This is a genomic window from Rheinheimera sp. (genome assembly GCF_020217005.1).
Lineage (GTDB): Bacteria > Pseudomonadota > Gammaproteobacteria > Enterobacterales > Alteromonadaceae > Pararheinheimera.
This window is the reverse complement of sequence record NZ_JAIWOI010000075.1, coordinates 1-10,000: the sequence shown is the minus strand read 5'-3', so window position 1 is coordinate 10,000 and position 10,000 is coordinate 1. Positions and strand designations below refer to the sequence as shown.

At 45.9% G+C, this 10,000-nt stretch carries 9 protein-coding genes; 8 read left to right on the top strand and 1 reads right to left on the bottom strand.

What is annotated here, in order from left to right:
* The 8 genes from LDL40_RS03755 to LDL40_RS03720 form a co-directional block, all read left to right on the top strand.
* Window positions 1–451: inorganic phosphate transporter (locus tag LDL40_RS03755; RefSeq protein ID WP_300993778.1), on the top strand; the 451-nt coding region annotated here is incomplete at its 5' end.
* 329 nt (window positions 452–780) lie between these two features.
* A complete protein-coding gene (locus tag LDL40_RS03750; protein WP_300993777.1) occupies window positions 781–1,692 on the top strand; it encodes a hydrogen peroxide-inducible genes activator in 912 nt (303 codons plus the stop codon).
* A 234-nt stretch (window positions 1,693–1,926) separates the two neighbouring features.
* On the top strand, window positions 1,927–2,961 hold the full coding sequence (gene queA, locus LDL40_RS03745) for a tRNA preQ1(34) S-adenosylmethionine ribosyltransferase-isomerase QueA (RefSeq protein WP_300993775.1): 1,035 nt from the start codon (window positions 1,927–1,929) through the stop codon (window positions 2,959–2,961).
* Window positions 2,962–3,176: 215 nt separating this feature from the next.
* Window positions 3,177–4,310, top strand: coding sequence for a tRNA guanosine(34) transglycosylase Tgt (gene tgt / locus LDL40_RS03740; RefSeq protein WP_300993774.1), 1,134 nt, complete (start codon window positions 3,177–3,179; stop codon window positions 4,308–4,310).
* A 45-nt stretch (window positions 4,311–4,355) separates the two neighbouring features.
* Entirely contained in the window at window positions 4,356–4,694 is a 339-nt protein-coding gene (gene yajC / locus LDL40_RS03735) for a preprotein translocase subunit YajC (RefSeq protein WP_300993773.1), read from the top strand.
* 12 nt (window positions 4,695–4,706) lie between these two features.
* Complete coding sequence (secD, locus tag LDL40_RS03730; protein ID WP_300993772.1) at window positions 4,707–6,557, top strand: protein translocase subunit SecD; 1,851 nt, start codon at window positions 4,707–4,709, stop codon at window positions 6,555–6,557.
* Between the two features lie 9 nt (window positions 6,558–6,566).
* The gene (gene secF, locus LDL40_RS03725; RefSeq protein WP_300993771.1) at window positions 6,567–7,508 is read left to right on the top strand and encodes a protein translocase subunit SecF; all 942 of its coding nucleotides are present in this window, start codon (window positions 6,567–6,569) and stop codon (window positions 7,506–7,508) included.
* Window positions 7,509–8,182: 674 nt separating this feature from the next.
* Window positions 8,183–9,424: a malic enzyme-like NAD(P)-binding protein gene (locus LDL40_RS03720; protein ID WP_300993770.1), complete on the top strand. Its 1,242-nt coding sequence runs from the start codon at window positions 8,183–8,185 to the stop codon at window positions 9,422–9,424.
* Between the two features lie 65 nt (window positions 9,425–9,489).
* Here LDL40_RS03720 and metJ read toward each other — a convergent pair whose 3' ends face one another.
* On the bottom strand, window positions 9,490–9,825 hold the full coding sequence (gene metJ, locus LDL40_RS03715) for a met regulon transcriptional regulator MetJ (protein ID WP_300993769.1): 336 nt from the start codon (window positions 9,823–9,825) through the stop codon (window positions 9,490–9,492).
* Window positions 9,826–10,000 lie beyond the last annotated feature (175 nt).

The window sequence follows — 10,000 nt, the reverse complement described above, 5'->3', positions numbered from 1 at the left end:
CGGTTCAAACGACGTAGCTAACGCTATAGGGCCTCTGGCTGCTGTGGTTGGTATTATTCAGTCTGGCGGCCAAATTCTGGATAAGGTGGCCTTAGACTGGTGGATTTTACCTTTGGGTGCCGTAGGTATAGTGATAGGTTTGGCAACCTTAGGTGCCAAAGTGATTCGTACCATAGGGGAAAATATTACTCACCTGACGCCAAGCCGTGGTTTTGCTGCTGAAATTGCTGCGGCCAGTACAGTAGTCATTGCCTCTGGGATAGGCTTGCCTATTTCTACCACCCAAACCTTAGTGGGGGCAGTTTTAGGTGTAGGTATGGCCCGTGGTATAGCAGCACTGAACCTGGGTGTTATCCGGAATATCTTTATTTCATGGGTAGTTACTTTACCTGTAGGTGCAGCCTTAGCTATCGTATTTTTCTATATTATTAAGGCTTTGTTTGGCGCCTGATGTTCGACCTTGTTTGATAAGGAATCCCGGCTTGGAGCCGGGATTTTTTTATGTCCGGGAAACTGCGGTATGTCGCAACTGCCGGGAACATTGTTGCGATGATAGCATCCATCCATGGCGTCTTCCGGCCAGAGGAAAGAGTCACTGGCGCTCTCCGGGCATTGCCAAACTACTGGCAATGCTTTATCCGGCCTGGCCCTGTCGTACCATAGTCACTATGCTCTGATTTTAAACACTGTCTTTTGTCACAAGATCTGGTGTTGTGGCTTTGCTTTTTGGTTTTATTCGATTAAATTGGTGTTAACCAAGTTTAATCATCGGAATAAAAGATGAAGCGTGTCCCCAGTATTAAACAGTTGCAGTATCTGTTGGCCCTGCATGAGCATCAGCATTTCGGTCGTGCTGCTGAGGCTTGTTACATAGGACAGTCCACCTTAAGTGCAGCCATTGCCAACTTAGAAGAAACCATGAACGCGCAATTATTAGAGCGTGATCACAAGACTTTTATTTTTACCCCACTGGGTGAAGATGTAGTGCGGCAGGCGCGTTATATAGTGGAGCAATGTGAAGAGCTGACCGAATTTGCCAAGTGTCAGGGCAAACCTATGGCTGGTCCTTTGCGCTTAGGCTGTATCCCAACCATAGCGCCTTTTGTACTGAGTGAAGTGATGGCTTTAGCCCGCGAACGTTTCCCTGAATTGCAGTTATTATTGCGTGAAGACACCACTGAAAACTCATTACAGTCACTAATTGAGGGGCGTTTAGATTTAGTGCTGCTGGCTCTGCCGTACGATACGGGCACATTACATACAGAAGTGCTGGCACAGGACCCCTTTAAACTGGTGCTGCATAAAGACTGGCTGGACAGGGGCTTTCAGCAAGACATCAGCCAATGGCCGGATGAGAGTATCTTTCTGCTGGAGCGCGAACACTGTATGACGGGTCACGCAGTAAAGGCCTGTGAGCTGGATGATAACCGTAAGGTTAATCCTTTTTTCGCTACTAGTTTGCACACCTTAAGCCAGATGGTGAACAACAAACTTGGTGTGACTTTTATGCCTCAGATGGCGATCAACAGTGGTTTGTTGCGGGGTACTGAATTAATAGCGCAAAAACCTGGTTCTGGTCAGGCTTATCGCGATATTGGCGTGGCATGGCGGCCTACGTCCAGTAAACTGCGTAGCTATCGTCAGATGGCGCAATTGATCACTGAAGTTTTACAGCAAAAATGCGCTGATTAACGCGCTATTTTCAGCTACACTGCGCGCGCCATAGCTATATAGCCAAATGACTTGAAATTTCGGCGAGGCGACAAGCCAGTGAGACCCCAGGTGCATGGTAAAGCTATGTGACTGAGAAGAGATAGCACAGTCAACATAGCGACAACTTCAAGGGCGAATGATATAGCTGATGGTGGCACTGCTGAACTCAAGTTTGGCTATTTATAGTTTGTCGGTAAAGCGGACTTATATTCTATGCAAGTAAAAGACTTCTCTTTTGAGCTGCCTGAGCAGCTGATCGCACGTTTTCCTAAAGCACAACGTTCCAGCAGCAGGTTGTTGAAAATGCAGCGTCAGACCGGTGAATTGTCTCATCTGGTGTTTACTGATGTGCTCAACGAATTACAAGCTGGTGACCTGCTGGTGTTCAACAACACCCGCGTGATACCTGCCCGATTATTTGGTCAGAAAGAGTCAGGTGGTAAGGTAGAAATACTGGTAGAAAGGATACTGGATAACAGGCGTTTTCTGGCGCATGTTCGTGCCAGTAAAGCCCCTAAGCCAGGCAGCATTATTCTGCTGGATGACGACACCAGACTGCAAATGCTACAACGTCAGGATACGTTGTTTGAGCTGGAGTTGTTGGGTGAGGAGCCTCTACTGAATATGCTGGAAAGGTTAGGTCATATGCCGCTGCCTCCTTACATAGACAGGCCTGACAGCGATGAAGATAAACAACGTTATCAGACTGTCTATAACCAGAAGCCAGGCGCTGTCGCAGCACCTACGGCAGGCTTACATTTTGACGAACCTTTGTTGGCGGCGCTTAAAGCCAAAGGCATTGAGTTTGCTTTTGTTACTTTGCATGTAGGTGCCGGTACTTTTCAACCAGTGCGGGTCGATAATGTGCTCGACCACCAAATGCATGCTGAATACATTGAAGTGGATCAGGCTGTAGTTGATGCTATTGCTGCCTGTAAAGCCCGCGGTAACAGAGTCATTGCAGTAGGTACGACTTCAGTGCGTTCGTTGGAATCCGCGGCTCAGATTGCGTTGCAGCAAAACAAAAAGTTACAGCCATACAGCGGTGATACCAAAATTTTTATTTACCCTGGCTATCAGTTCCAGGTGATAGATGGCTTAATCACCAACTTCCATTTGCCTGAATCTACTCTCATTATGCTGGTTAGCGCCTTTAGCCAAAAAGACTATGTGATGCAGGCTTATCAAACCGCTATAGAACAGGAGTATCGTTTCTACTCTTATGGCGACGCGATGCTTATTTTATAGGTCAGGATTGATAACCAAAGTAATTGGTGTTGATGCGCGGCGACAAGTGAGCGAGACCCCAGGAGCATAGATTACTATGTGACTGGGGCGAGGAGCGAAGTCAACAAAGCTGCAGTGCCAAGTACAAAGGTTAGGGTGGGGTTTAGCCTTTGCTTCTGCTACAATCGGGCGCGAAAAAAGCCGGACTGTTTTTCTGGCAGATACTGAGGTCAAACGTGAAATTTGAATTATTAAAAACCGACGGCAAAGCCCGTCGTGGCCGTCTTGTATTCGAGCGCGGCATAGTCGAAACTCCTGCATTTATGCCTGTGGGTACTTATGGCACGGTCAAAGGTATGACGCCTGAAGAACTGGAAGCTACAGGTGCACAAATCTGTTTAGGCAATACCTTCCATTTAATGCTGCGCCCAGGCACTGAAATCATCAAAAAACATGGTGATTTGCATGATTTTATGCACTGGCAAAAACCTATTCTGACGGACTCTGGTGGTTTTCAGGTGTTCAGTTTAGGTGAACTGCGAAAAATCAAAGAGGAAGGTGTCACTTTCCGCTCGCCACTGAATGGTGAGAAAATTATGTTAACTCCTGAGCGTTCTATGCAGGTGCAACGTGATTTAGGTTCAGACATAGTGATGATTTTTGACGAATGTACGCCATACCCTGCGACAGAACAGCAAGCGAAAAAGTCGATGGAAATGTCACTGCGCTGGGCAAAACGCAGTAAAGACGCGCACGGCGATAATCCGTCGGCGTTGTTTGGTATTATTCAGGGCGGTATGTATCCGAACTTGCGTGACGTGTCGTTACAGGGTTTGGAAGAGATTGGTTTTGACGGCTATGCCATTGGCGGTTTATCTGTCGGTGAGCCGAAAGAGGATATGATTAAAATCCTTAATCACACCACAGGTCAGATGCCACAGCATAAGCCACGTTATTTAATGGGTGTGGGTAAACCGGAAGATATAGTCGAAGCGGTGCGCCGCGGTATAGATATGTTCGACTGCGTGATGCCAACCCGAAATGCCCGCAACGGTCATTTGTTTGTCAGTACAGGTGTGATCAAGATCCGCAATGCCAAACATAAAGATGACACTTCAACTTTAGACGCAGAATGTGATTGCTACACTTGTAAAAATTATTCTCGGTCATATCTACACCACTTAGACCGATGTAATGAGATTTTGGGTGCGCGTTTGAACACCATTCATAATCTGCATCATTATCAGAAGTTAATGCAGGGCTTGCGTGCGGCCATAGCCGAGCAAAAGCTGGAAGAATTTGTGGCTGAGTTTTACCGGAAACGTGGTATGGATGTACCACAGTTGGAAGCCAGTCTGTTAGAACAATAAGATTTCGTTTTTTAAACTTTCATTTTTAATTTTAGGGGACATGTAATGAGTTTATTTATATCCAATGCATACGCTAACGCTCCAGCTGCAGCTCCTGCAGGCGGTGGTTGGGACTTGTTGATCATGCTGGTGGCTTTTGGTCTGATATTTTACTTTCTGATCTACCGTCCACAAGCAAAAAGAGTCAAAGAGCACAAGAATCTGATGGCCGCTTTAGGCAAAGGTGATGAAGTGTTAACCCAAGGTGGCTTAGTAGGCCGAATCGCAAAAATTGCAGAAGATAAAGATTTTGTTGCTATCGCCTTAAACGATACTACTGAAGTGACAGTGCAAAAATCTGCTATCGCTGCCGTACTGCCGAAAGGCACGATGAAATCACTGTAAAAGGATTTTAATGTGTTAAACCAGAATTCCATCTGGCGGTACTTATTGGTGATTATCGTTTTGGGCGTCAGCATGCTGTACGCCCTGCCGAATCTGTACCCCAACGATCCGTCTTTACAAATCAACGCGACCCGGGGAGCTGACGTCACACAGCAAACTGTGGATCAACTGCAAAAAGCTTTTACAGAACAAGGTTTAACACCTAAGTCAGCTGTATTAGAAAAAGGCCAGGTGCTGGTGCGTTTTTTAAACACTGAAGATCAGTTAAAAGCCCGTGAAGTTGCCAATGAAACTTTGGGTGACAACTTTGTGACCGCATTAAATCTGGCTCCTGCGACTCCAGCCTGGCTGGATGCTATAGGCGCAGCTCCAATGAAGTTGGGTCTGGACTTACGTGGTGGTGTGCATTTCCTGATGGAAGTGGACATGAAAACCGCGATGGAAAAAAACGTCAACGATTTAGTGCTGCTGTACCGTACTGATTTGCGCGAAGCTAAAGTCCGTTACCGTGCTGTAACTGCTGATGTGCCAAATTTAAAGGTCAACCTGAGTTTCCGCACAGCGGAAGATTTAGCTGCCGCTAAAACTTTGTTAAGTGCTAAAGATCGTGACATGACTTTCACCGAAACTGACGAGCTGACTTTAGTGGCTGGTTTTAGTGACGTCAAAGTAAAAGCTTTACGCGAAGACGCTGTAGCGCAAAACATCACTATTATCCGTAATCGTGTCAATGCTATTGGTGTGGCTGAACCTCTGGTGCAGCGTCAGGGCGCTGAACGTATTGTAGTGCAGCTACCAGGTGTACAGGATACAGCCCGCGCCAAAGAAATTTTAGGTGCCACAGCCACTCTTGAATTCCGTATGGTGGATGAAGCCGGTGATTTACAAAGTGCTATTGATGGTCGTGTTCCGCCTAATGCTCAGCTGTATAACGACCGTCAGGGACGTCCGGTATTGTTGCAAAAACGCGTGATGCTGACAGGTAACCATATTATTGGCGCCAACAGCAGCTTCGACGAATACAGCCGTCCTCAGGTGAATATCGACCTGGATGCCAAAGGCGGTAATACTTTCTCGCAAGCCACGAAAGAAGCTATTGGTAAGTCAATGGCGACCGTATTCATTGAATACAAACCTACGGATAAAAAGGATGCGCAAGGCCGCACTATCCTTGAGAAAAAAGAAGAAGTGATTAACGTGGCCACTATTCAGGCACGCTTAGGTCGCAGCTTCCGAATCACAGGCGTGGACAGCCCGGCTGAAGCACAAAACCTGGCACTGTTATTACGCGCCGGTGCTTTGATTGCCCCTATTCAGATTGTAGAAGAACGCACCATAGGTCCAAGTCTGGGGCAGGAGAACATTGAGCTGGGTACCAACGCTATTATGGTGGGTATGTTGCTGACAGTGATCTTTATGGCGATTTACTACAAAGGCGTAGGTATGGTTGCCAATCTGGCTTTGGCCAGCAACGTAGTCTTGCTGATCGGCGTATTGTCTATGGTGCCTGGCGCTACTCTGACTTTACCCGGTATGGCCGGTATTCTACTGACCATAGGTATGGCCGTTGATGCTAACGTATTGATCAATGAACGTATTCGCGAAGAAATTGAGAATGGACGTTCAGTACAACAAGCTATCCACGAAGGCTATAACAAAGCTTTTGCTACTATCACCGACTCCAACATCACCACCTTCTTAGTGGCCATCATTCTGTTTGGTTTAGGTTCAGGCCCGGTCAAAGGTTTTGCTGTGACTTTAGCTATAGGTATTATCACTTCCATCTTTACTGCTGTGACTGTATCCAGATTGTTTGTCAATCTGATCTGGGGTGGCCGTAAAGTAGATAAATTACCTATATAAGGAATTATGATGAGACTTCTTCATTTTAAAGAACCGCTGAATTTTATGCGTTTCAAATCGCCAGCCATCATATTTTCTTTACTGCTGGTGCTGGGTTCGTTGTTCAGCATTTTCACTAAAGGCATTAACTTTGGCCTGGACTTCACCGGTGGTATCGTAGTCGAAGCTGGTTTTGAACAACAAGCTGACTTGCCTAAAATTCGTACTGCTTTGGCTGCTGACGGATTTTCTGATGCGGTAGTTCAATATTTTGGTACTTCAACTGAAGTCATGATCCGAATCGCGCCTCGCGCCGATGTAGATCAAGCCGTAATTGGCGAGCAAATTATCAGCTCTATTCAAAAAGTTGAAAAAGGTGAGGTGACCAAGCGTCGGGTTGAAGTGGTTGGTGCAGCCGTAGGTGATGAGCTGAAAGAAGATGGTATGCTGGCTTTGCTGGCATCTTTTATCGGTATCATGATGTACGTGGCTTTCCGCTTTGAATGGCGGTATTCAGTAGGTTCAGTGGTCGCTTTGATCCATGACGTCATAGTCACCTTAGGCATGTTTTCTGTGACAGGTATGGAAGTAGACTTAACAGTTCTGGCAGCTTTACTGGCGTTGATTGGTTATTCCATCAACGACACTATCGTAGTGTTTGACCGGATCCGTGAAATGTTCCGGAAATTGCGCGAAGCTAGCGTAGAAGAAACTGTCAACGATGCTATTACTTCGACTTTAAGTCGAACTACCATAACGTCTGGCACTACAGCCTTGTCATTGGTGGCACTGTTTTATTTAGGTGGCCCTTTGTTACACGGCTTTGCTGCAGCTTTGCTGTTTGGTATCGCGATAGGTACTTATTCATCTATTTACGTAGCAAGCTCCATTGCGGTGTTATTGGGTGCAAGCCGCGAAGATTTGTTACCTGAAGTGATTGAAAAAGAAGGCGAGAATACTCCTTCGTTGTGATTGGTTCATATCTCTGTTAAAAGGCCGGTTTCCGGCCTTTACTTTTTGCAGTCCGAAAAATTATTAGTGCATAGCCTGTTTGCTTATTATTTATTCATGGGTGCTTCTATCTGTTTGATTTTTCATTGTTTTTTGTTTTTAATTTAATGTTTTCTGCATAGCTAATCAGTTTTCCTACACTATTATCCGGTTAAAGATGGGGTTAAATTGCATTCCTGTGCAATTGGTCTTTATCTGGTCAGATCAGTTGGGTTTTAGTCCTTGGCGCTCTCGATAAAACTTGTTATAACAAAGAGGCAGAGCGGCACTGTTGAAGTTTTCAGCAGTCTGAAAGGTACAGGCTTACCCTACAAAAAGTCTGGAGAAACAGTGAAAACCCTGGGGCAGCTTCTGCGGATCTGGAGATGATGACTGGTACGATCTGAATTTTAGCGATTCTAAAGGGCAAGATTGCTCTTTAGAATGAGCCAGCTTTTGGGTTGTATCGCAACTCACAGCACGCATACCCAAGGTCATTGGAGTTGCAGGCAGGCGACGAGAGCGTTAGATCCCACAAGCACAGTCTGGCTATCTGACTGAGGGGAGAGCTCATTGTTAACGAAGTCGTAGCTTCAAATACCAAGGGTAAAACATAATAGCCCACAGGGCATACCTACTGATGGAACCTTTTACCTATGTCAGACTTTCGAGAACAGGCGCTGAAGTATCACGCCGAGCCTAAACCCGGAAAAATCAGTATTGAAATCAGCAAACCTGCTGAAACTGTCAAAGATCTCGCTTTGGCTTATAGCCCTGGTGTGGCTGAGCCTGTGCGTGAAATTGCTAATAATATTGATGACGTCTACAAATATACCGGCAAAGGCAACCTGGTGGCCGTGATTAGCAATGGTACAGCTATTTTGGGTTTAGGCAACTTAGGACCTATGGCGTCGAAGCCTGTGATGGAAGGTAAAGCTTTGTTGTTTAAGCGTTTTGCCGGCCTTGATTCTATTGATATCGAAGTAACTCACCGCACTACGGAAGAGTTTATCGATACTGTGGCCAACATCGCCGACACCTTTGGCGGTATTAACCTCGAAGATATTAAATCTCCTGAGTGTTTTGAAATTGAAAAAGAGCTGATTAAACGCTGTAACATTCCGGTGTTTCATGACGATCAGCACGGCACAGCCATAGTGACAGCGGCAGGTTTGCTGAATGCGCTGGAAATTCAGGGCAAAGAGATCAGCAAAGTAGTGATTGTTTGTTTAGGTGCAGGTGCAGCAGCTATTGCCTGTATGGAGCTGCTGATCAAATGTGGTGCTAAGCGTGAACATATTTATATGCTCGACACTAAAGGCGTGATCCACACTCGTCGTAACGACTTGAATAAATACAAAGAGCTGTTTGCCAACAATACCGACAAACGCACGCTGGAAGATGCAATGGAGGGCGCTGATGTATTTGTGGGTGTATCTGGACCTGATGCCCTGCCAGCCGAAGCCTTAAAACTGATGGCAGAGAAGCCGGTGATTTTTGCCTGCTCAAATCCGGATCCGGAAATTAAACCTGAACTGGCTCATGCCCAGCGTAGCGATTTAATTATGGCGACAGGACGTTCGGATTACCCGAACCAGGTCAACAATGTGCTGTGTTTCCCTTTTATTTTCCGTGGTGCTTTGGACGTACGTGCCAAGGTCATTAACGATGAAATGAAACTGGCAGCAGTGCATGCGATTCGTGCTATTGCCAAAGAAGCTGTACCGACGGCTGTATTAACAGCGGCTCAAGTGGATAGGCTGGAGTTTGGTGCACAGTATATTATTCCAAAACCAATGGACCCACGTTTATTATCCCGTGTTGCCCGCGCTGTAGCTGAAGCCGCCGTGGCATCAGGAGTGGCGCGTTTACCAATGCCTGAAAACTATATGCTCTAAATATAAAAATGGGGTCAGATCACATTATTTGCTCAGCAAATAATGTGATCTGACCCCATTTTTAATTACTCTTCGTCTGAATCAGCTTCCTGGATCTCAGGAATTGGCTTACCCATACTGGTTAATATGTTGCGCACTTCCACTGGGATTTGATGTGGGTTGTCTTTGCGTAAATCTTCATCTGCAGGCAAAGGCTGACCAGTGAAGGCATGCAAAAACGCTTCACATAACAATTCGCTGTTGGTGGCATGACGCAGGTTGTTGACCTGGCGGCGGGTTCTTTCATCTGTTAACACTTTCAATACGTTCAACGGGATAGAGACTGTAATCTTTTTCACCTGTTCGGACTTCTTTCCGTGTTCCGCATAAGGGTGAACATACTCACCATTCCACTTTGCCATAGGGATACCTTGATTGAATTTAGTTATATGGTCTGCTGACCTTTGCTACGCTCTGCACGTAATTGGACGAAATTTTACTTCTTTATACTCCCGAGTACAAACTCTGCGCAAGATTTAATAGTACAGACGTCTAAATGTTTTGACTTCTTATTTTTGCTGGGTATACTTTTAGACG